Raw genomic sequence first — 23395 nt, 5'->3', positions numbered from 1 at the left:
CGGGAAGATCCCGCTGAACCTGGTCCGCTCGTCGGGGCGGGTTCGGACCCGGATGGGGGAACGCTGGGCCCTCGGCTCCCTACCGCCGTGGGCCACGCGTCGCCGATCGGGCCGGTCATCGGTGGCTGTCACCACCCGGACCCACCGACCCACCGGGGCCGATCACCGTCGTCCGTGGTTCAGGACAGGCGTCGGGTGCTGTGCCGCACGATCAGCGGGGTGGCCAGTTCGATCCGATGGCTGTCCAATCCTTCCCCGGCGACGAGGGACAGCAGCATCCGGGTCGCCATGCCGGCCATCTCGGCCAACGGTTGGCGGACGGTGGTCAGTGGCGGGGCGGCCCAACGGGCGGAGTCGAGGTCGTCGAAGCCGACGATGCTGATGTCGTCAGGAACCCGGGCGCCGCGTTCGTACAGCGCCTCGTAGGCGCCCAGCGCCATCTCGTCGGCGCAGGCGAACACGGCGGTGGGCGGTTGGGCGAGGTCCAGCAGGGCGTTCATCTCCCGATAGCCCGACGGCGAGGTGAAGTCGCCGTGGCGGACGTACCCGGCGGGGATCTTGCGGTTGGCGGCGTTCATCGCGGCCCGGTATCCGTCGACCCGGGCGCGGCTGCACGGCACGTTCGGTGGCCCGCCGATCACGGCGATCCGGTGGTGACCCAGGTCGAGCAGGTGTTCGGCGGCGGCCACGCCACCGGACCAGTTGGTCGCGCCCACCGACGGGATGCCCGCCCCGGGCTGGCCGGCGGGGTCGATGATGACCACCGGGATACCGAGTTCGTCGAGCTGGCCCTGCTGGCTGGGGGACAGGTCGGAGAGCACGAGCAGCACCCCGTCGCAGCGACGCTTGGAGAGGTGTTCGATCCACCGCCGGTCGGGGCGGGTACGGCTGCGGCCGTGCACGGCGGAGACGACCACGCCGACGCCGGCCCGGTAGGCCAACTCCTCGACGCCGTCGAGGATCTGCATGGCCCAGGGGCTGCCGAGGTCCCGGAAGACCAGGTCGATGAGGCCGGCGGCACCGGGCACCGCGGGCGCCCGGCGGGCGGTGTACGCCCGGCGGTCGAGCAGGTCCTGGATGCGGCGTCGGGTCGCCGGGGCGACATCGGGTCGACCGTTGAGCACTTTCGAGACGGTGGGGACGGACACCCCCGCGGCGGTCGCGATCTCCGACAGCGTCGCCCGGTCCTCCGCCATGTGCCCATCTCCTCCACAGTCGTGCGCCCGCCCGGCAGCATAGCCCGAAACTTTCGGAGGTCGGGCGTCGGCCCGGCCGTTCTGCCGGTTCGACCGCCCTCCATCGAGGTGTCGCCGCTCGATGGCGCTCAGGCATGTCACCGATTCGCGGGCACCCGAAACTTTCCCGAAACCGGAAGGGGCCGCAGCGGTCGACGGCCAGGGGGACCGGGGCCGGACCCACCGATCGCAGCTCGGCGGGTCGGACGACCCGCCCAGGCGCTGCCCGATTTCGACTCCGGCTGCTCATGCGGCATGCTGTGCCCGCAACGGCGGGAAACTCTGCCGGTGGCCGGCGACGACCGCGGACACGCGGTCGTCCCTGCGCGAGACGTGCGGGAGGGCAGGGCGGCGATGGCCGAGGCGTGGCGTTCCGTGTTCACCGGCACCAGTGAGATGGCGGTGCGGATGCGCGCCCTCGACTGGTCCGCCACCTCCCTCGGCGAGGTCGACGGGTGGCCGGCGAGCCTGCGTACGGCCACCCGGATCTGCCTGACCTCCCGTTTCCCCATGATCGTTTGGTGGGGGCCAGAGCTGCGGTTCATCTACAACGACGCCTACGGCCCGCTGCTCGGCAGCAAACACCCCGCGCTGGGCAAGCCGGGCGACCAGGTGTGGACCGAGATCTGGCACATCATCGGGCCGATGCTGCGCGGCGTGGTGGAGACCGGCGAGGCGACCTGGTCGGAGGACCTGCTGTTGCCGATGAACCGGCACGGATACTGGGAGGAGACGTACTGGACGTACTCCTACAGCCCGCTGCACGACGACGACGGCGTGGTACGCGGCGTCTTCACCGCGGTCAGCGACACCACCGAACGGGTGATCGGCCAGCGCCGGCTCGCCGCGTTGCAGGACCTGGGCGCCCAGGCCGGCACCGCCCGCACCGTGGGTGAGGCGTGCGAGTTGGTCGCCGAGTCGCTCGGCCGGTCCGCAGTCGACGTGCCGTACGCGGCGGTGCACCTGCGTACCCCCGGCGGTGACCTGCGCCTGGCGGCCAGCACCCTGGCCGGTGAGGTCGGCCGGTCCGACGGGGCCGCGCCGCCGGTGTGGCCGGTGGCCGACGTCCTCGCCGACGGTCGGCCGGCCCACGTCACCGACGTCCTCGCCCGCGTCGGTGAGCTGCCGACGGGCGGCTGGCAGACCGCGCCGACCGAGGCGATGGTGCTGCCGCTGCACGGCGAGACCGGCGCCGAGGACATCGGCGTCATCGTCCTGGCCGCCAGCGCGGGCCGGGCTCTCGACGACGGCTACCGCACCTTCCTCGACCTGGTGGCCCAGCAGACCGCCGCCCTGATCAACGGCGCGGTGGCCTACGAGGTGCAGCAGCAGCGGGCCGAGGAGCTGGTGGAGCTGGACCGGGCGAAGACGGCGTTCTTCTCCAACATCAGCCACGAGTTCCGTACCCCGCTCACGTTGATCGACGGGCCGTTGCAGGAGCTGCGTGTCCGCCTGGGTGATCAGGACGAGCAGGTCCGCGACGAGCTGGAGGTCATGCACCGCAACGCGTTGCGGTTGGGCAAGCTGGTCACCGCGCTGCTCGACTTCTCCCGCATCGAGGCCGGCCGGATGCAGGCGAGCTACGAGCCCGTCGACCTGGCCCGGTTCACCGCCGAGCTGGCCAGCGTGTTCCGGGCGGCGATCGAACGTGCCGGCCTCACCCTCGACGTGGACTGCCCGCCGCTGTCCCAGCCGGTCCACGTGGACCGGGCGATGTGGGAGAAGGTGGTCCTCAACCTGCTGAGCAACGCCCTGAAGTTCACCTTCCACGGCGGCATCCGGGTCTCGGTCGCCGAGCGCGACGGTGCGCCGACGGTGCAGATCACCGACACCGGCATCGGGGTGCCGGCCGACGAGATACCCCGGCTGTTCGAACGGTTCCACCGGGTGCCGCAGGCCCGCTCCCGGTCCCACGAGGGCAGCGGCATCGGACTCGCCCTGGTCAAGGAGCTGGTCGGTCTGCACGGCGGCACGATCACCGTCGACAGCACCCCGGACGTCGGCACCACCTTCACCGTACGGCTGCCGTTCGGCGTCGCTCACCTGCCCGCCGAGCACGTCGTCACCGGCGCCGGGTCGGCAGCGCCGTCGGACACCGCCGAACCCTTCGTCCGGGAGGCGCTGCGCTGGCTGCCCGTCGACGACACCGACGACCGGCCGCTGCCGGACCCACCGCAGGCCGACGAGGACGGGCCGAACCGGCCCCGGGTGCTGATCGCCGACGACAACGCCGACATGCGCGAGTACCTGTGCCGGCTGCTGCGCTCCCGCTACGACGTGACCGCGGTGGGGGACGGACTCGCCGCCCTGGCCCGCGCCCGGACCGACCTGCCCGACCTGATCGTCAGCGACGTGATGATGCCCGGTCTGGACGGCCTCGAACTGGTCGCCGCGCTGCGCGCGGAGCCCCGCACCATGGGGGTGCCGGTGCTGCTGCTGTCCGCCCGCGCCGGCCAGGAGGCCGCCGTCGAGGGGTTGGAGGCCGGCGCCGACGACTACCTCGTCAAGCCCTTCTCCGCCGAGGAACTGCTGGCCCGGGTCCGGGCCAACGTCGACCTGGCCCGGTTGCGCAACCACCACGCCAACTGGCGCACCGCGATGATCAACTCATTGCAGGAGGGCTTCTTCGTCCTGGACGCCGACGGCGCGCTGGTCGAGATGAACACCGCCTTCGCCGACCTGTTCGGCTACGGCCCGGAGGGCCTGCCCTACCGTCCCCGCTACCCGTGGTGGCCCGACGACGCGACCGACCCGTCGGTGAACCGGCTGGTGGCCGACGCGTTCGCCCAGGCCATGACGGTGGCCCACGGGTCGTTCGTGGTGCCGCTGCGGCACCGCGACGGCCACCGGCTCTGGACGGCGGTCGCGTTCAACGCGGTCACCGACGACCACGGTCGGCGGATGGTGGTCGGCACCATCCGCGACGTCACCGCCGAGCGGTACGCGGTGCAGCGGGAGACCGCCCTCAGCGCGCTCAACCAGCGGTTGTCCCGGGCCGCCAGCACCACCGAGGCGTTACGCGCCGGGGTGGAGGAGCTGCGTCAGCTGTGGCAGGCCCACCGGGTGCTCGCCACCCACTGGGAACCGGACGGCGCACCGACGCTGACCGCCACTGCCACCACCGATTGGGTGCAGCTCCCCGGCGTAGTCCGCGACACGATCACCGCGCTACGGTCGCAACCACCCCTGCGGATCACCATCAACCCGGCCACCGGTGTCCGACCGGCCGGTGCCGGCACCACGGTCGACTCGCCGCAGGGCCCGCTGGTGATCTGGCTCGAACTCGACCCGGCCCGGGGCTTCGGCACCGAGGACCAGATGCTGCTGCTGCTCCTGTGTGGGGCCCTCGGGCAGGCGTTGCACCGGGCCCACGCCGCCGACCAGCAACGCGAGGTGGCGGTCGCGCTGCAACGGTCCATCCTCGGCCCGGCCGAACTGCCCGCCGGCTTCGCCGTACGGTACGAGCCGGCGACCCGCCCCCTCGAGGTCGGCGGCGACTGGTACGACGCGGTGAACCTACCGGACGGTCGGATCGGCATCGTCGTCGGTGACTGCGTCGGCCGGGGCCTGCCCGCCGCAGCCGTGATGGGGCAACTGCGCAGCGCCTGCCGGGCGCTGCTGCTGGAGGCGTCCGGCCCGGCACAGGTGCTCACCGCTCTGGACCGGTTCGCCCGGATGCTGCCCGGGGCGGCCTGCACCACGGTGTTCTGCGGCATCCTCGACCCGGAGACCGGGACGCTGACGTACAGCAGCGCCGGGCACCCGCCCGCGATCCTCACCCACCCCGACGGCCACACCGAGCTGCTGGCCGAGGGGCGGGGCAGCCCGCTGGGCATCCCGTCGCGGGGTGGACGCCCCGACGCGGCCAGCGTCGTCCCACCCCGCGCCGTGCTGCTGCTCTACACCGACGGTCTGGTGGAACGCCGTCGCCAGTCGCTCGACGCCGGGATAGCGCAGGCCGCCTCCGCCGTGCGGGAGGACCACACCGCCGGCGTGGAACAGCTTGCCGACCGGGTGATGGACCGGATGACCCCGGAGGGTGGCTACGACGACATCGCCCTGCTGCTCTACCGCCACCCGGCGCCGCTGGACCTGTCGTTCCCCGCCGACCGGTCGCAGATGGCCCCGGTGCGGTCCACGCTGCGGCAGTGGCTGCGCCGCACCGGCGCCGACCCGCATCTGGCCCAGGATGTGCTCGTGGCCACCGGTGAGGCCTGCGCGAACGCGGTCGAGCACGGCCACCGCAACGCCCGACCCGGGTTGATCCGGCTGCTCGCCGTGGCCGCCGGCACCGACCTGTTCGTCAGGGTGGTCGACTCGGGACGGTGGAAGGTGCCCGAGATCGATCACGACCGGGGACGCGGCATCAACCTGATGCGCGCGCTGATGGCCCACGTCGACATCCGGACCACCGACGCCGGCACCACCGTCGAGCTGCACACGAGGATTCCCGTATGAACACGCCTCTGGACCTGGCCACCGGCCTTCAGGCGGACGGCGCCCCGGTGCTGACCGTCGTCGGTGAGATCGACATGAGCAACGCCGACCGGTTCCGGGCCGCGATCGCGGACGCCGTCGTCGACGGGCACCGACTCACCGTCGACCTGACCGCCGTGGAGTACCTGGACAGTGCCGCCCTCGCGGCGTTGTTCGCCCACGTCGACCGCCTCCGGGTGGTGGCGAACCCGCTGCTGGACAGCGTCCTGACCATCTCCGGTCTGCGCGACCTCACTACGGTGACGATCCGCGACTGAGTCGACCGGTCAGCGGTCGTCGAGCGGGTGACGCACGGACGGCACCGCCCCCGAGGAGGCCCGGTATGACGTCTTCCGGGCAGCCAGCGGACAGGTCCGGGCACGGCACACATAGTTTGCTACCGATTGACAAAGTTTAGAAACCAAACTTAATCTGCCGGGACCGCGCGTCGGTCGCCGGCTCACCGGCGTCGGAGGCGGCACCACGACCAGCGACACCACCTTCCGGCGAGGAGCGTCATGAGCGGCCTGCGAGGCACCCTACGAAATACCCGATGGCGGTTCGGTCTGGCCGCCACCGCCAGCACGCTGCTGGTGGCCGGTCTCGGCATGGGCGTCGCCGGCACCGCCCACGCGGCGGCCGGCTGCAAGGTGACGTACGCGACCGCCAGCCAGTGGCAGGGCGGGTTCACCGCCAACGTGTCCGTCACCAATCTCGGCGAGCCGGTCAACGGTTGGCGGCTGGCCTGGACGTTCCCGTCCGGGCAGCGGGTCACCCAGGCGTGGGGCGCCACGGTCACCTCCTCGGGCGACCAGGTCACCGCTGCCGACGCCGGCTACAACGCGGCGATCCCCACCAACGGTACGGCGTCGTTCGGCTTCAACGGCTCGTGGACCGGCACGAACACCGCGCCGACGACGTTCACCCTCAACGGCGTGACCTGCAACGGCGGCACCACGCCGACCACCGCGCCGCCCACGACTCCGCCGCCGACCACCCCGCCGCCGGCTGGCGACGCGATGTCGGCGGTCGCCGCGATGCAGCCCGGCTGGAACCTGGGCAACTCCCTCGACGCCGTCGGCGCCGACGAGACCGCCTGGGGCAACCCGCGGATCACCGAGGCGCTGCTGGACAACGTGAAGGCACAGGGCTTCAAGAGCGTCCGCATCCCGGTGACCTGGAGCGCGCACCTGGGCGGGGCGCCCAGCTACACCATCGAGGCCGCGTACCTCAACCGGGTCAAGGAGGTCGTCGACTGGGCGCTCGCCGACGGTCTCTACGTGATGATCAACATTCATCACGACTCGTGGCAGTGGATCAACACGATGCCGACCGACCGCGCCAACGTGCTGGCCAAGTACAACGCGGTCTGGACCCAGCTGTCCGGGACCTTCCGTAGCTCCTCGCCGAAGCTGGTGTTCGAGAGCGTCAACGAGCCGCAGTTCACCGGCAGCTCCGGAGATGCCCAGAACGCGACGCTGCTCAACGAGCTGAACACGTCCTTCCACCGGATCGTGCGCGCCTCCGGCGGCAACAACGCCACCCGGCTGCTGGTGCTGCCGACCCTGCACACCTCCGCCGACCAGGCCCGGGCCGACGAGCTGGTGGCCACGTTCAACGCGCTCAACGACCGCAACCTGATCGCCACCGTGCACTACTACGGCTACTGGCCGTTCAGCGTGAACATCGCCGGCGGCACCCACTTCGACGCGACGGCGCAGCAGGACCTCACCGACGCCTTCGACCGGGTGCACAACGCCTTCGTCGCCAAGGGCATCCCGGTGATCGTCGGTGAGTACGGCCTGCTCGGCTTCGACCGCAGCACCGGCACCATCGAGCAGGGCGAGAAGCTGAAGTTCTTCGAGTACTTCGGCTACTACGCGCGGACCAGGAAGCTCACCACGATGCTCTGGGACAACGGCCAGCACCTCGGCCGGACCACCTTCCAGTGGAGCGACCCGGAGCTGATCGCCCAGCTCAAGTCGAGCTGGACCACCCGCTCGGGCACCGCCTCGACGGACCTGGTGTTCAACGCCAAGGCCAGCGCGATCAGCGCCAAGACGATCACGCTGAACCTCAACGGCACCACGTTCCAGGGGCTTCGCCAGGGCAGCACCGACCTGGTCCGGGGCACCGACTACACCATCAACGGCAACCAGCTCACCCTCACCGCCGCCGCCCTGACCCGGCTGACCGGCAACCGGGCGTACGGGGTCAACGCGACGCTGTCCGCCCGGTTCTCGCAGGGTGTCCCGTGGCGGATCAACGTGCTCACCTACGACCGGCCCGTGTTGAGCAACGCCACCGGGACGACCGGCTCGTTCGCCGTCCCCACCCAGTTCCGGGGTGACCAGCTGGCCACCATGGAGGCCGTCTACGCCGACGGCACCAACGCCGGACCGCAGAACTGGACCCCGTACAAGGAGTTCGACTACACGTTCTCGCCGAAGTACAGCACCAACGTGATCACCCTGACCCCGGAGTTCTTCGCCGAGGTCACCGACGGCAAGCCGGTCACCCTCCGCTTCCACTTCTGGAGCGGTGAGGTCGTGAGCTACCGGATCACCAAGTCTGGCAGCACCGTCACCGGCACCGTCGGGTGACCACCCGCCCGGCCACCGCGCTGCGGCGGTGGCCGGGCATCGGTGCCACCGATACGGCGACCCGGGATGCCCGCCGAGCGCACTCGGCGGGCATCCCGCATTCCGGGTCGCCGAGCCGTGCTCAGTCTGCTGCCACGCGGAACTCGTTGCCGTCGGGATCGGCCAGTACGACCACACCGTCCGCACCGACCTCGAGCCGGGTGGCCCCGAGGGCGACCAGCCGGTCGACCGTCGACTGCTGGTCGACACCGGCCGGGGCGAGGTCGAAGCGCTGCCGGTTCCGCCCCCTCTTCGGGGCCACGGGTGGGCCTCCCCAGGCGACCTTCGTACCGCCGTGCGGTGACTGGACCGCGGTCTCCTGGTCCTGGTTCCACACCAACGGCCACCCCAGCGCCTTGCTCCAGAACAGGCCGACCTTCCGGGTGCCGTCGCAGGCGACCTCCCCGAGCAGGCCACATCCGGCGAGGAAGCCGTTGCCCGGCTCGATCACGCAGAACTCGTTGCCCTCCGGGTCGGCCAGGACGACGTGCCCCTCCTCGGGGCGTTGCCCGACGTCGAGGTGGGCGCCGCCGAGCCCCAGCGCCGTGGCGACCTGCCGCTGCTGGTCGGCGGGGCCGGCGCTGGTCAGGTGGAGGTGCATCAGGTTCGGCCCGACCTTCTCCGTGCGGCCCGGGACGAACCGGAGGCCGAGCTGGGTGTCCGTGCCGGGCAGGAGCACACCATCGGCGTCCTTGACGACCTCCCGGTCGAGCATGCCGGCCCAGAACCGGGCCAGGTGGGCCGGCTGGCGCGCATCGAAGGTCACCGTCAGCAGTGGGGAGGGCATCACCGCACGGTAGACACGGGACTGCGGGGCGACAAGGGCATTTGTCCCGGCCTTCGCCAGGGGGCGGGGCGTGGTGGGACCGCGTCGGCATCCGGCCGGCCATCGGGCTTCCTCCCCGGTCTCCGGCCGGGTGCGGGCTTCCACCCCGGCTCTGGGGAGGAAGCCCGCGTCGTGCCGCCCCGCTGGTACGTCCCGACGGAGCCGCTGCTTCCGCTGGCCACGCCGTTCCACGGACTGCTGCTGCTCTGACCGCCGGCCGGGGTCATTCGTACCGTCCAGCCGGTGACGGCCGTCGTGCTGCTATCGGGCGGAGCAGGTGGGGACGATTCCCGCCCCGTTGCCGTTGCCCTGGAAACCGAACTCGGTGGAGCCGCTTGCGGCCAACGAACCGTTGTAGCTGACATTGGTGAACTGGACCGTGCCGGTGGTGCCGCTGTTGGTGGCGTTCCAGGCGTTGGTGACGCTGGCACCCGCCGGCATCGGGACGCCGACCGTCCAGCCGTTGATCGCCGCGGAACCGGCGGTGACCCGTACGGTGGCGACGAAGCCGCCGGTCCACTGGTCGATCCGCACCGACGCCGAGCAACCACCACCGGTCGGCGGGGTGGTCGGTGGCGTGGTGGGCGGGGTCGGGGGCGTCGTCGGGGGCGTGGTCGGGGTCGGTGGCGTGGTGGGTGGTGGTGCCGTCGGGCCGTCGGTGAGGGTCGGGGTCGTCCAGTCCCGCCACTCGGCCAGGTTGGCCGACGCCTTGCTGGAGACCCGGATGGTGCCCGCGTCGTTACCGGTCTTCAGCAGGAACTTCTTGAGGAACTGCTGCAGCGGCGTCTTCCACTCGGGCCGGACGGCGCAGTGGGTGCCGTCCGCGACGTCCGACCAGTAGGTGACGTTGTCGCCGACGCCGAGCGCCCGGTAGACCTCGGCGCCACCGAGCGCGGCGACGGCGCTGGACCTGGGGGCGAGCCACGCGATGTGCGGGTTGTCCATCATGAGCAGACCCCGGGGGGCGATCATGGCGATCGTCGAGTGGGTGTCCACCGGCAGGTTGTTCGGGTCGCCCGTGAACTGGCCGAAGGCGTCGCCCAGCCACGGCTGCTCGCTGTAGGCGCTGCTCAGCGGCTGCGAGCCGGACTCCTTCGGGATCGAGCGGAAGGCGGCCGATCCGCCGCTGCCCGACTCGATCGGCATGGTCAGCGCGATGCGCTGGTCGAAGGCGCCGCTCGCGAAGGCGCCCTTGCCGTACCGGGAACAACCCGTCACGCCCATCGCGTCGGCCCTGAGGATGGTGCCGCCGGAGCGCTCGACCACATCGATGATCCGGCTCACGCCCCAGGACCAGGCGGCCAGCAGGCCGGTGCTGCTCGACGCGCCGTAGATGCTGTAGAAGGCACCCTGCTTGTTGCTGCGCGGGGTGCCCTCCCGGCCGACGACGTTGGGGTCGTAGCTGATCACGGCGACACCGGCGGCCCTGATGGTGGCGGTGTCGGCACCGATCCCGCCCAGGACGACGACGGCCGGGAAGGGCCCGGTGCCGCTGGGCAGCTGCACGCTCGCCGAGAAGCTGGAGCTCCTGCCGTTGTGGGAGACGTTCACCGAGATGCTGGTGCTCGAGACCGCCCCCGTGACGGTTGCCGGTGTGCCGGGCTTGTCGCCGTAGACGTACCGCTCCGCGAGCTCCTTGAGCTCGGCCCGCTGGCACCGCCAGTCGGACTGCGCGGTGATGCGGGTGCCGTTGACCCGTTTGAAGGGGTCGGGGAGCTTGGCGTTGGCGGTCAGCGAGACGGCGCCGGGTACCGGGCAGTCGGTGCCGTCGTCCTCGACCGGTGCGGCAGCGGCCGGCAGACCGCCGGTCGCCGCCTCGGCGACGGCGCCCCTGGTCACCACCGTGGCCGCTCCGGCGACGGTGAGAGCCGCCACCGCCACCGTGGCCACCAGTGAGGTGACCGTGCGGTGGTCGGAGGTGGTGGTCACCGGGCGCTCCATCCGGCGAGGTGGGTGCGGATCGCCACCGCGACGGCCGGGACGGGCCATCGCGGTGGCCGCCGCGCCCAACAGGCGAACTCTTCGAATCATGGGGTCCTCCGGGATGCTGACTGATGGCGTTGCCGCAGCCGACCGGCGGCCGGAGCGAATCCATCCGTCCGACTCGGACTCCTGCGGGGGTGGGGTGGTCGATCTGCGCGCTGAGCGGGGCCGGGCCGGTCCGCCAAGGCAAATTGATGACGTCGACTTTACGGAGACGTTTCGGAAGGTTCAAGCTCATCAATATGTGTAGCTGGTGTTCCACGTGCGGCAATGACACGACCGTATTCGGAAAGTTTTCGATGCCTGCATCGTGCGAACACTTTCCACGCGAATCTGGAAAGTTTCGAACCTGCTCGGCGGGGTGGGTGGGGCACCGATCCGTCCGGTGATTCCGGGGATCAGGCACCTCGCCGCAACGCCGGACCGTACTGCGGGCCACGGTGAGCCGCCGCCCGTGGCTGGTAGCATCGGCGCGAAGATCCCTCGACCGAGGAGACCGACATGGCGGGTGACGACGACATCTCCGGGTGACCGGACATGCCCGGCCGGCGGGCGCGCGACGCGCTGCCCCGGCCCTCACCTCGTCCCCCGTTCTGCTCGCGGGCGGCCGTCCCGTCTGCGCCTTTCTCCGAGGACTTCCACCATGTCCGACGTCTGCGTCGTCTGCGCCAATCTGTCGTTCTCCTGGCCGGACGACACCCCGGTCTTCAGCCAACTTTCGCTGACCGTTCCCGCCGGTCGCACCGGCCTGGTCGCGCCCAACGGCGCCGGCAAGAGCACCCTGCTCCGACTCGTGGCCGGTGAGCTGACGCCCACCGGAGGCGTCGTCACCGTCGCAGGGGTGCTCGGCTACCTGCCACAGACCCTGCCCCTCACGGCCGACCTGACCGTCGCCGACGTGCTGGGGGTCACGCCGGTCCTCGCCGCCCTGCACGCCATCGAGGGCGGCGACGCCGACGAGAAACACTTCACCACCGTCGGCGTCGACTGGGACGTCGAGGAGCGCAGCCGCGCCGAACTCGACCGGGTCGGCCTCGGCGGGGCGACGCTCGACCGGCGGTTGGCCACCCTCAGCGGCGGCCAGGTGGTCACCCTGGGGCTGGCCGCACAGCTACTCAAACGCCCCGACGTGCTGCTGCTCGACGAGCCGACGAACAACCTCGACGGCGACGCCCGACGCCGCATCCATGCCGTGGTCGACGGCTGGGGCGGCTGCCTGCTGCTGGTCAGCCACGACCGGGCGCTGCTCGACCGGATGGACCGCATCGTCGCCCTCGACCGGGGCGAGGCCCGCACCTACGGTGGCGGTTTCACCGCGTACGACGCGGCGGTACGCGCCGAACGGGAGGCGGCCGAGCGTCACGTCCGGCACGCCGAACAGGAGGTGAAACGGGAACGGCGGGAGATGCACCAGGCCCGCGAACGCGCCCAGCGCCGCGCCGGCACCGCCGCCCGCAACCTGGCCGACGCCGGTCTGGCCCGGATCGTCGCCGGTGGGCTCAAGCGCAGCGCCCAGGAGTCGGCGGGCCGGGCCGACGAGACGCACGCCGCGCGGGTCGGCCAGGCCCGTTCCCGGCTCGACGAGGCCAGCCAGGCGCTGCGCGACGAGGAGCAAATCACCCTCGAACTGCCCGACACCCGGGTTCCCGCCGGGCGGACGATCATCGTCGGCGAGCGGTTACAGGTACGCCACGACGGACAACCCTGTTCGCCGGGGGCGGTGTCGACCTGACCGTCCGGGGCCCGGAACGGATCGCGTTGACCGGGCCCAACGGCGTCGGTAAGTCCACCCTGCTGCGGCTGCTCGACGGTGACCTGACCGCGCCGGGCGCGGTGGTGCGGCGGCACGAGGGCCGGGTGGCGTACCTGTCCCAGCGGCTCGACCTGCTGGACCCCGACCGTACCGTGGCCGACAACCTGGCCGGGTTCGCCCCCGGCCTGACCGCGGCGCAGCGGATGAACCTGCTGGCCCGGTTCCTGTTCCGGGGTGCCCGCGCCCACCTGCCGGCCGGGGTGCTCTCCGGCGGGGAACGGCTGCGCGCCACCCTGGCCTGCGTCCTGTTCGCCGAGCCGGCACCGCAGCTGCTGCTGCTCGACGAGCCGACCAACAACCTCGACCTGGTCAGCGTGGCCCGGTTGGAGAGCGCCCTGCACGCCTACCAGGGGGCGTTCGTGGTGGTCAGCCACGACGAGCGGTTCCTCGCCGACATCGGGGTGACCCGCTGGCTGCGGCTGTCCGACGGCCGGCTCCGGGAGGTCGCCGCCCCGACCGCCGGTTGACCCCGGCACCGCCCGGCCGGTCACCGGCCGTGCCAGGAGCGCCAGAGGGAGGCGTAGACACCGTCGGCGGCGATGAGGTCGTCGTGCCGGCCGATCTCGGTGATCCGACCGTCCTCCAGCACGGCGACCCGGTCGGCGTCGTGCGCGGTGTTGAGCCGGTGCGCGATGGCGATGACCGTCCGCCCGGCCAGCACCGCACCGAGTGCCCGTTCGGTACGCCGGGCGGTCGTCGGATCCAGCGCGGCGGTCGCCTCGTCGAGAATGAGGGTGTCCGGGTCGGCGAGCACGAGTCGGGCCAGCGCCACCTGCTGGGCGTCGGCCGGGCCGAGGTCCCGCACCCCGTCGCCGAGCGGGGTGTCGAGGCCGTCCGGCAGACCGGCGTACCAGTCGGCGCCGACCGAGGCCAGCGCGGCCCGCATCTGGGCGTCGGTGACGCCCGGCGCGGCGAACGCCAGGTTGTCGCGCAGCGTACCGATGAAGACGTGGTGTTCCTGGGTGACCAGGGCGATCCGCCGGCGTCGCTCGGTCGGGTCCAGGTCGGTGACCGGGACACCGCCGAGGCTTACCACGCCCTGACCGGGCGCGTCGATTCCGGCGAGCAGCCGGGCCAGCGTGGACTTGCCCGCGCCCGACGGGCCGACCACGGCGATCCGTTCCCCCGGGGCGACCGTCAGGTCGATGCCGTGCAGCACCTGCGGGCCGCCCGCATAGCGGAACGTCGCCCCACGCACCTCCACCGCCCGCCCGTCGGGGCAGGCCGTCCGGCCGCGTGGTTCGGGCGGCACCTGCCCGACCCCGAGCACCCGGGCGAACGAGGCGAGGCCGCGTTGCGCCTGTTCCAGCCACTGCAACAGCCGGTCCAACGGCTCGATCGCCTGTTGCAGGTAGAGCGCGGCGGCGACCACCTCGCCCAGGCTGACCCGCCCCCGGGACAGCAGCACACCGCCGGTGAGCAGCACGGCGGCGATCGGGATCGGATAGCTGCCCTCCACCACCGGGAAGAACACCGACCGCAGGGCGAGGGTGGCCCGACGGGCGGTCCACACCGCGCCGATCCGCCCGGTGCCGTCGGCGACCCGGCCACGGCCCAGCCGCAGCGCCTCGACCGTGCGGGCACCCTCGGCGGTCGTGGTCAGCGCCTCGGTCAGCTCCGCGGTCGCGGCCCCCTCGGCCAGGTAGGCGGCGGTGGCCCGGCGCAGGTACCAGCGGGCCGCCGCCCAGATCGACGGTAGCCCGACCAGCGCGACCAGGCCGAGCAGCGGGTCCAGCAGGAACACCGCGCCGAACAACAGGACCAGGTGGGTGCCCGCGATGACGACCACCGGCACCACGTCGCGCAGCATGGTGCCCACCGTGGACACGTCCACCGAGCCCCGGGTCGCCAGGTCACCGGTCCCGGCGTGCTCGACCACGGAGACCGGCAGGCCGAGCAGCCGGGTCACGAAGTCCTCGCGCAGCCGGGCCACGGTCCGCTCACCGAACCGGTGGCCGGCGTACTGGGCGTAGCGGGCCAGCAGCCCCTGCGCCAGCACGCAACCACCGATGGCGAGCGCCAGCCGGTCCACCGCGCCGGCGCCGGAGCCGGCGCTGACCTCGTCCACGATCCGGCCGATAAGCCACGGCACGGCGAGCCCGGCGAGGGCGGCGGCGCTGTGCAGCGCCACCACGACGACGACCGCCCACCGGTCGCCGGCGAGCACGTCGCGGGCGGCCCGCCGGACCACCGCCGGGCCGGCGACGGGAAGTTTCGTCACCGTGCCGGCCGTCCGGTGTCGACCGCCTCGTCGTGCGCGCCGCTGGTGCGCGACACCAGCCGCCGGTAACCGGCGTCGTCCGCCAGCAGCGCGGCGTGCGTGCCGGTGCCGGCGACCCGACCGTCGCGCAGGTGGACGACCGTGTCGGTGTGCCCGAGCAGCACCGGAGAGGTGCTCAGCAACACCGTGGTCCGCCCGGGGCGGGCCTGCCGCAGGCGCTGCGCCACCCGGGCCTCGGTGTGCGCGTCCACCGCCGACGTCGGGTCGACCAGGATCAGCACCTCCGGGTCGGCGAGCAGGGCGCGGGCCAGCCGTACCCGTTGCCGCTGGCCGCCGGAGAGGGTGCGGGCCCGGACGCCGACCGGCGTGTCGAGCCCGTCGGGCAGCCCGTCGACGACATCGCGGGCCGACGCCACGTGCAGCGCGTGGCCGATCCGGTCGTCGTCGGCGGTGCCGGCGGACCCCTCGGCGTCATCCCGGCCGCGCAGGATCTGCCGCAGCGTCCCGGCGAAGAGGTACGCGTCGTGGTCGGCGACCAGGATCCGGGCCCGCACCTCGTCGAGCGCGACGTTGGTCAACGGCACCCCGCCCCAGGTCACCGCGCCGGTGACGTACCGGCCCAGCCGGTCGGCCAGGGCCACCGCCTCGGCCGGGTCGTCGGCGGCGACGCCGACCAGCCGGCCCGGCGTCACCACCAGGCCGGTGTCGGGGTCGTGCAGCTCGGCCGGGCCGTCCGGGGCGGCGCGGGTCGCCGGGCCACCCACCGGGTCGGGGGTGAGCCGGAGCAGGTCGACGATCCGGCGGGCGGCGACCCGCCCCTGAATGAGCTGGTAGCTGCCCTCCAACAGGAACCAGACCGGCACGATGAGCACCGCGACGTACCCGTAGACGGCCACCAGCTGCCCGACGGTGATACCGCCGTCGGCGGCCATCCGGGCGGCCAGCCACACCACCGCGGCGAGGAAGAGCCCGGGGATGACGGTGGTCAGCGCGTCGACCCAGCTGAGCACCGCGCCCACCCGGTACCCCTCGGCCCGCAGCCGCTGCGAGCGGGCGGCGTACCGGCGGGCGAACAGGTGCCGACCGCCCACCCCGGCGAGCACCCGCAGGCCGGCGACGATGTCGTCGGCCCGGGTGGTCAGCTCACCCTGCTGCTGCCGGTAGACCGACTCGGCCCGCTCCAACCGGCGCAGCAACGGCCCGATGGCCACCGCGATCACCGGCACCCCCAGCAGCGTCACCAGCGCCAGCACCGGGTCGATCGACCAGAGCACCACGGCGGCGACCGCGTACGCCACCACGGCGCCCACCCCGGGCCCGGTCAGCGTGAGCACCTGCGAGGTGCGCACGATGTCGTACCCGCCGACGGTGGCGACGTCCCCCGCGGCGAGTCGCCGGGGCAGCACCGCACCGATCCGGGCGAGCTGGCGCAGCAGGACGGCTGCCGAGCGGGCGCTGGCGTCCTCGCGGATGAACGTCATGGTCCGGTGGCGCAGGACGCCGGCCCAGGCCAGCGCGACCCCGGCCACGACGATCGCGGCGACCCAGCGCAGCAACGCTGCGGTGTCACCGGTACGCAGCCCGTCGTCGATGGCACGGGCGATCAGGTACGGCCGCGCCGAGAGCCCCACCATCCAGATCGTGCCGAGCAGCGCGCCGCGCAGCACCCGCCACGGTTGGCAGCGGACCAGCCACCAGATGTACCGCAGCGGTCCCGTCGTGTCCGGGGTGCCGGGGTCCGGGTGGGGCAGATGTGGGGGCACCGACCCAGGCTAGTCATCGATCGAAGGGCGTACCGGCCCGTGCGGCGTCCGGCGTGGCGTGCGCCTCAGCCGGTCGTCCCGGTCCGACATTGACGTGGTGGACGGTGAGCGGACAAGCTCCTGTCTTCGGATCTTCGGCGGCGGGCCACCGTCGCCGGTGCGGCGGGAGAGCGACGATGACGAGGCGAGGGCGGACGCGCGGGCTGGCCGGGATCGCCGTGCTCGCCGTCGCCGGTGCCCCGGGTACGGCGCTGGCGGCCCTCCCGGGTACGGCGTTGGCGGCGGCCCCGCCCCCGACCCCGGTGTGCCAGGTACGCGACGAACGGCTGACCGAGATCTCCGGGATGGTGGCCACCGACTCCGGTTTCGTGATGGTCAACGACAGCGCCGACGAGGCGTCCCGTCGGCGGATCTTCTTCCTCGACGCCCGGTGCGCGGTGGTGCGTACGGTGGCCTACCCGTCGCGCCCCCGGGACACCGAGGACCTGGCGGTCGGCGCGGACGGGACGATCTGGGTCGCCGACATCGGCGACAACGACCGGGACCGGTCGACGGTGGCACTGTGGAAGCTCGCGCCCGGGGCCCGCCGGCCGGTGCTGCACCGCCTGACGTACCCCGACGGCCCGCACGACGCGGAGGCGCTGCTGCTCGGCGGTGACGGCCGGCCGGTGGTGGTCACCAAGCAGGCCGGTGAGGCCGGTGTGTACGTCCCGACCGGGCCGCTGCGGGCCGGCGGGTCGGTGCCGTTGGCGCGGGCGGGACAGCTCCGGTTGCCGATCACCACGACCGCGAACCCGTACTCGATCTTCGGTCGTCGACTGGTCACCGGCGGCGCCACCGCACCGGACGGCCGCCGGGTGGTGCTGCGCACCTACGCCGACGCGTTCGAGTTCGACGTCACCGACGGCGACGTGGTGGCCGCGCTGACCACCGGCACGCCCCGGGTCGTCGCGCTGCCGGACGAGCCACAAGGTGAGTCGGTCAGTTACCACCGGGACGGCCGGTCCCTGCTCACCGTCTCCGAGACCGCGGACCAGCCCTCCGGAACCCGGCCGACGGTGCTGCGCTACCCCCTGCCGGAGGGGCCGGCGTCCCCGCCACCGTCCGCCGCGTCGCCGTCGGCCCCCGCAGGGTCCGACGGGTCGCCGTCCGGGGCGTCCCCGGCCGCGAACGACGCCGCCGACACCCGGGTCGGTGCCGGTGGCGTCCGGTCACTGCTGCTGGGGGTCGGGGTGATCGTCGCCGGACTGCTGGTGGTGGCGCTGGTCGGGGCCGGGCGGGCGCGGCGCACCGGCCGCTGATGGCGGGACGGGCGACGGCCCGACATCCGGGTGAGGGATGCTGGACCCGTGCAGATCACCATCCTCGGCCCGCTCGCCGTCGACGGCCGGCCGGTCCGGGGTGAACGGCTCGCCGCGGTGATCCGCGCGCTGGTCGACGCCCGGGGCCGGGCGGTCTCCACCCCGCTGCTCGTGGACGCGGTGTGGGACGGCACGCCACCCGACGACGCGACCGGCGCCGTCCAGGCGCTGGTGTCCCGGGTACGCCGGCTCGGGCTGGCCGTGGTCGCCGTGCCGGGGGGATACCGGCTGCCCGCCGAGGACGTCACCGTCGACGCGGTACGGGCCCGGGGCCTGGTCGAGCGGGGACGCACCGCCCTGCGCGCCGGTGACACCCCGGCGGCCCGGGAAACGGCCGATCGGGCCCGCGCCCTTTTCCCCGAGGTCCCGGAGCTGGCCACCGCCGAGAACACCCGGTTGTTCGCCGACGTCGTCGCGTTGCGCGCCGAAGCGGCACTCGCCGGCACGGGATCCTACGACGAGGTCGACCTGAGGCGGCTGGTCGCGCGTACCCCGCCGGACGAGCCGTCGGCCGCCCTGTTGGTCCGGGTGCTCGCCGCCCAGGGGCGCGACGCCGAGGCCCTGGAGGTGATCGAGCGGCTGCGCGCCGAGCTGGCCGACCGCTACGGCACCGATCCGTCCCCGGTGATCACCGGGGTCCACCTGGCGCTGTTGCGTGGCGAGCTGACCGCCTGCGTGACGTCACCGGCCCCGTCGATGCGGACCGCCCTGCCTGCCGCATGGCGGCGACCGGTGACCGCCATCGTCGGCCGGGAGCGGGACGTCGAGACGGTGGGCGCGGCGCTGGCCGAGGCGGTCCTGGTGACGATCGTGGCGACCGGCGGCGCGGGTAAGACCCGGCTCGCCGTCGAGGTGGTACGCCGGGCGGCGGCGGCCGGACGGCCGGTCCGGGTGATCGAACTGGCTGGTGTGCGTGCGCCCGAGGAGGTGCTGCCCACCGTGCTCGGGGTGCTCGGCGGGGCGGACACCACGGCGACCGGCGGCGCTCTGGGTCTGGAACGCCGGGTGCTCAGCCCCGAGGAACGGCTGCGTGCCCTGGCGCCGGACCTCGACGGCCTGGTCGTGCTGGACAACTGCGAACACCTCCTGGACACCGTGGCGGACGTCGTCGCGGACCTGGTCGCGGTGATCCCGCCGGAGGTGGCCGTGCTGGCGACCAGCCGGGCCCCGCTGGGTCTGGCCGGCGAGCGGGTCCACCGGCTGACCGTGCTGCCCGACGCCGACGCGCTCGGGCTGATCGAGTCCCGGGCCCGTGCCGGTGGCGCGGTATCCACCTGGGACAGCGCACGGGCGCTGGAGTTGTGTCACCGGCTGGACAACCTGCCGCTGGCCCTCGAACTGGCCGCCGCGCGACTGCGGCACATGCCGATCGACGACGTGCTCGCCGGGCTGACCGATCGGTTCGCGCTGCTCGACGCCGCGCTGCGCGGCCTGCCGGAACGGCACGCGAGTCTGTGGGCGATGGTCGACTGGAGCCGGGAACTGCTCACGCCCGCCGACCGGGACCTGCTCCAGCGGGTCGCGGTCGTCCCCGCCCCGTTCACCGCCGACCTGGCCGCGGCAGTCGCCCGGACCTCCGATGTCCGACGTGGCCTGGCGACGTTGGTCGAGCAGTCCCTGCTGACCCTGGTCGAGGGGGACGGCCCACCCCGTTACCGGATGCTGGAGACCGTGCGCGAGTACGGTGAGGCCCGTCTCGACGCGGCCGGCGACCGCGACGCGGCGATGGCCGGTTTGGTCGGCTGGGCCCGGGGACAGGCGGTCGCGCTCGCCGACCGGTTCATCGGCCCCGGTCAGCTCGACGCGTTCGCCCGGTGCGCCGTCGAGCAGGACAACCTCGTCGCCGGCCTGCGCTGGGCGCTCGGGCGCGACGACGAGCCGGCCGCCGTCGACATCGCCACCGCGCTGTTTCATCTCTGGGCGGTGCGTGGACTGCACCTGGAGGTCTCCGGATGGGCCCGGGGCCTGCTGCACCTCGACGCCCCCGACCGACGGCGCGGTTCGGCGATCCTGTCCGGCCGGGCCAGCGGTCGACCGCTGCCCGACGCCGACCGGCTCGCCTGGCTGTGCCTGCTGATGGCGATCAACGCCGGCATCAGCGGCCCGCTCCGACTCGCCGTGCTCGCCCGGCGGGCCCTGCGCAGGCTCCTGGCGGAGCGGCCCGGGGAGGTCTCCTCCCGGCAGACGGTGCTCGCGTCGGTGCTGCCCGCGTTCGACCTGCTCCATCCGGCCGAGGCGCTGCCGGGCACCGCCGTGCTGATCGCCCACCCGGACCCGTACGTGCAGGGGTTCGGCCTCTTCGCTCGGGCGGCGATCGGGGACAGCGGTGGTCTGCCGGACGCGTCCGTGGTCGACGCCGAGCAGGCATACCATCGGTTCGAGGCGGCCGGCGACCACTGGGGGATGGCGATGGCGGCGCAGACCGTCGGGCACGCCGTGACCGCGCCGGACGGTGGCCGGGCCACCGAGTGGCTGGCCCGCAGCGTCCACCACATGGACCTGATCGGCGCCACCCAGGATTCCCGCTCGGTCCGGGTGCTGTTGGACGTGCAACTCGCCCTGGCCGGTGACCCGTCGGCCGAGCAGCGGCTGGGCGAGACCGCGAGACCGGGCCAGGGCGAGGAGTGGGACACCGCGCAGGCGTGCCTCGGGTTGGCCCGGCTCGCCTGGCAACGCGGCCGGTACGACGAGGCGCTCGGTCACGCCGACGCGGTGACCCGGGCACTGGCCGGGTGGGCGGGCCCTCCGCCGCAGCCCCGGGTCGTGCTCCGGGTCGCGGTGGCGGTGTTCCACCTGCGGGTCGCCGAGGCGTTGCCGGCCGCGGGGCGAGCCGCCGACGTCCAGGCGGCGGGGTTGCTGGCCCAGGCCGGCGGCGAGGCCCTGTCCTCCAGGGACCTGCCGGTGATCGGGACGTGGGCGTTGGGTGGTGCCGAACTCGCCGCGTGTCGCGGCGACGTCGGGGCCGCCCGTGAGCTGTTCGCGCTCGGTACCCGACTGGGCAGCAACACGGTGACCTTCTTCCCGCCCGGCACCGGCGAACGGCTCACCGCCGCCCTCGGGGACGAGGAGCAGCGGGAGCCGTTGCTGGCCGGGTGGCGGGCGCGTCCGCCCGGCGTGGCCGCCACCCGCGTCCGGGAGCTGATGGACGACCTGCTCGGCCGGGTCAGACCTTCCGGCGGTACGCCCGCAGCGCCAGTGGCATGAACACCGCCACGAAGCCGGCACACCAGAGCAGCGTCCACCACACGTGTGCGCCGACCGGGGTGCCGAGGAACAACCCGCGCATCGCCGTCACCAGGTGGGTCAGCGGGTTGACGGCCACCACCGCCTGTAGCCAGCCCGGCAGGGTGCCGGCGTCGACGAACACGTTGGACGCGAAGCTCAGCGGCATGATCAGCGCGAACATCACCCCCTGCACCGCGCCCGGCGTCCGCACCTTCATCCCCACGAAGACCGGCAGCCAGCTCAGGCAGAGCGCGAACAGCACCGCGAGCAGGCAGCCGGCGATCGCCCGCAGCGGGCCGGACTCGATCCGGAAGCCGAGCAGGTAGCCGATCGCGAGGGTCGACACGGTGACGATCACGTACCGCACGACGTCGCCCAGCACCGCGCCGACCAGCGGTGCGGAGCGGGGGATGGGCAGCGACCGGAACCGGTCGAAGATGCCCTTGGCGATGTCGGTGTTGAGGTTCACGCCGATCGCTATGCACCCGGTGGCGATGGTCTGCGCCAGGATGCCGGGCAGCAGGAACTGGAGGTAGTCGTGGGTGGAGCCGGCGACCGCGCCGCCGAAGACGTACACGAAGATGATCAGGAACAGCACCGGTTGCAGGGTGACGTCGATCAGCGCCTCGGGGGTCCGCCAGGTCTTGACCAGGCTGCGCTTGGCCAGGGCCAGCGAGTGCCGGGCCAGCCGCCACGGCCGGGGGTTCGCCACGGCCGTGGACAACACCGGGTTCGTCCTCGGCGGCGTACCGGTCAGGGTGCTCATGCGGCGACCTCCGTACGGGTGGTGGTGTCGTCGTCGGCCGCGGTACGGCCGGTGAGGGTGAAGAACACCTCGTCGAGGCTCGGCAGGTGCAGCGAGAGTTCGGTGACCGCGATGCCGGCGGTGGCGAGCCGGGCGACGCTCTCGGTCAACGCGGTGTCGTCGGTGACCGGCACCGCGAGCACGCCCTTGCGGATCTCGTCGGCGGGCGGGCCGGAGCCCACCTCGGACAGGATCGCCGCCGTCGGGGCCAGGTGCGCCGGATCGGCGGGCCGGACCTCCAGGGTCTGACCGCCGACGACCCGCTTGAGCCCGTCCGGGGTGTCGTACGCGATGACCCGACCGTGGTCGATCACCGTGATCGCGTCGGCGAGCGCGTCGGCCTCCTCCAGGTACTGAGTGGTGAGCAGCACGGTCGCCCCGTTGGTGACCAGCGACCGGACCACGTCCCACATGTCCTCCCGCTTGGCCGGGTCGAGCCCGGTCGTCGGCTCGTCCAGGAAGATCACGTCCGGCGAGCCGACCAGGCTGGCGGCCAGGTCCAGCCGTCGGCGCATGCCACCGGAGTAGGTCTTGGCCGGTCGGTGCGCGGCGGCGGTCAGGTCGAACCAGTCGAGCAGTTCGGTGGCCCGCTTCCGGGCACCGGCGCGGCCGAGCTCCAACAGGGTGCCGAACAGCTCCAGGTTCTGCCGCCCGGTCAGGTCCTCGTCGAGCGAGGCGTACTGGCCGGTGAGGCCGATGGACTGCCGGACCCGCTCGGCCTGGCGTACCACGTCGAGGCCGTTGATCCGGGCGGTGCCGGCGTCCGGGGTCAGCAGCGTGGACAGGATGCGCACGGCGGTGGTCTTGCCGGCCCCGTTGGGGCCGAGCACCCCGAGCACGGTTCCGCGGGGAACGGCGAGGTCCACGCCCTGGAGCGCCCGGGTGCGCCCGAAGGTCTTGACGAGACCCTCGGCCTCGATCATCAGATCAGCTGTCATGCCGTCGAGCGTGCACCGGCCGCCTGACACCACGCCGACACGGCACCGACACCGGCTGACACCCGGCCGAACACGGGTCGACGTGGCGCGTCGGGCGTCACCCGGCC

Annotated in this window: 12 protein-coding genes and 1 pseudogene; 6 read left to right on the top strand and 7 right to left on the bottom strand. The window is 73.2% G+C overall.

Annotation, left to right across the window (positions count from 1 at the left end; translation table 11 throughout):
• Positions 1-179: 179 nt before the first annotated feature.
• A complete protein-coding gene (locus ACIG87_RS00825) occupies positions 180-1196 on the bottom strand; it encodes a LacI family DNA-binding transcriptional regulator (protein WP_396846870.1) in 1017 nt (338 codons plus the stop codon).
• Between the two features lie 327 nt (positions 1197-1523).
• Here ACIG87_RS00825 and ACIG87_RS00820 point away from each other — a divergent pair, with 327 nt between their 5' ends.
• The 3 genes from ACIG87_RS00820 (at position 1524) to ACIG87_RS00810 (ending at position 8314) form a co-directional block, all read left to right on the top strand.
• Positions 1524-5693 (top strand): SpoIIE family protein phosphatase, encoded by a 4170-nt coding sequence (locus ACIG87_RS00820; protein ID WP_396846869.1) that lies wholly within the window; start codon positions 1524-1526, stop codon positions 5691-5693.
• A complete protein-coding gene (locus tag ACIG87_RS00815; protein ID WP_396846868.1) occupies positions 5690-5989 on the top strand; it encodes an STAS domain-containing protein in 300 nt (99 codons plus the stop codon). Before ACIG87_RS00820 ends, ACIG87_RS00815 begins: the two co-directional genes overlap by 4 nt.
• 240 nt (positions 5990-6229) lie before the next feature.
• On the top strand, positions 6230-8314 hold the full coding sequence (locus ACIG87_RS00810) for a cellulase family glycosylhydrolase (protein WP_396846867.1): 2085 nt from the start codon (positions 6230-6232) through the stop codon (positions 8312-8314).
• Positions 8315-8435: 121 nt separating this feature from the next.
• Here ACIG87_RS00810 and ACIG87_RS00805 read toward each other — a convergent pair whose 3' ends face one another.
• Entirely contained in the window at positions 8436-9140 is a 705-nt protein-coding gene (locus ACIG87_RS00805; protein ID WP_396846866.1) for a VOC family protein, read from the bottom strand.
• Positions 9141-9440: 300 nt separating this feature from the next.
• A complete protein-coding gene (locus ACIG87_RS00800; protein ID WP_396846864.1) occupies positions 9441-11108 on the bottom strand; it encodes a cellulose binding domain-containing protein in 1668 nt (555 codons plus the stop codon).
• A 697-nt stretch (positions 11109-11805) separates the two neighbouring features.
• Between ACIG87_RS00800 and ACIG87_RS00795 the strand changes: the two are divergent.
• Positions 11806-13442: pseudogene (locus ACIG87_RS00795) on the top strand (ABC-F family ATP-binding cassette domain-containing protein).
• A gap of 20 nt (positions 13443-13462) precedes the next feature.
• Here ACIG87_RS00795 and ACIG87_RS00790 read toward each other — a convergent pair.
• Both ACIG87_RS00790 and ACIG87_RS00785 read right to left on the bottom strand, forming a co-directional pair.
• On the bottom strand, positions 13463-15196 hold the full coding sequence (locus tag ACIG87_RS00790) for an ABC transporter ATP-binding protein (protein ID WP_396846862.1): 1734 nt from the start codon (positions 15194-15196) through the stop codon (positions 13463-13465).
• Positions 15193-16863 carry an ABC transporter ATP-binding protein gene (locus ACIG87_RS00785; RefSeq protein ID WP_396847569.1) on the bottom strand — a complete coding sequence of 557 codons (1671 nt, stop codon included), beginning with the start codon at positions 16861-16863 and terminating at the stop codon, positions 15193-15195. The genes ACIG87_RS00790 and ACIG87_RS00785 overlap by 4 nt, the downstream gene beginning before the upstream one ends.
• Before the next feature lie 272 nt (positions 16864-17135).
• Between ACIG87_RS00785 and ACIG87_RS00780 the strand changes: the two genes are divergently transcribed.
• Together ACIG87_RS00780 and ACIG87_RS00775 are read left to right on the top strand one after the other, a co-directional pair.
• Positions 17136-18260 (top strand): hypothetical protein, encoded by a 1125-nt coding sequence (locus ACIG87_RS00780; RefSeq protein WP_396846860.1) that lies wholly within the window; start codon positions 17136-17138, stop codon positions 18258-18260.
• A gap of 48 nt (positions 18261-18308) precedes the next feature.
• Positions 18309-21524, top strand: a complete 3216-nt coding sequence (locus ACIG87_RS00775; RefSeq protein ID WP_396846858.1) for a BTAD domain-containing putative transcriptional regulator — start codon at positions 18309-18311, stop codon at positions 21522-21524.
• Here the strand turns inward: ACIG87_RS00775 and ACIG87_RS00770 are convergent.
• Together ACIG87_RS00770 and ACIG87_RS00765 are read right to left on the bottom strand one after the other, a co-directional pair.
• Positions 21484-22311, bottom strand: coding sequence for an ABC transporter permease (locus ACIG87_RS00770; protein ID WP_396846856.1), 828 nt, complete (start codon positions 22309-22311; stop codon positions 21484-21486). The genes ACIG87_RS00775 and ACIG87_RS00770 overlap by 41 nt on opposite strands.
• Positions 22308-23288 (bottom strand): ATP-binding cassette domain-containing protein, encoded by a 981-nt coding sequence (locus tag ACIG87_RS00765; RefSeq protein WP_396846855.1) that lies wholly within the window; start codon positions 23286-23288, stop codon positions 22308-22310. Before ACIG87_RS00765 ends, ACIG87_RS00770 begins: the two co-directional genes overlap by 4 nt.
• Between the last annotated feature and the right edge of the window lie 107 nt (positions 23289-23395).

It is taken from the genome of Micromonospora sp. NPDC051925 (assembly GCF_044548625.1).
Taxonomy (GTDB): domain Bacteria; phylum Actinomycetota; class Actinomycetes; order Mycobacteriales; family Micromonosporaceae; genus Micromonospora.
This window is presented reverse-complemented; position numbering and strand designations above follow the sequence as displayed.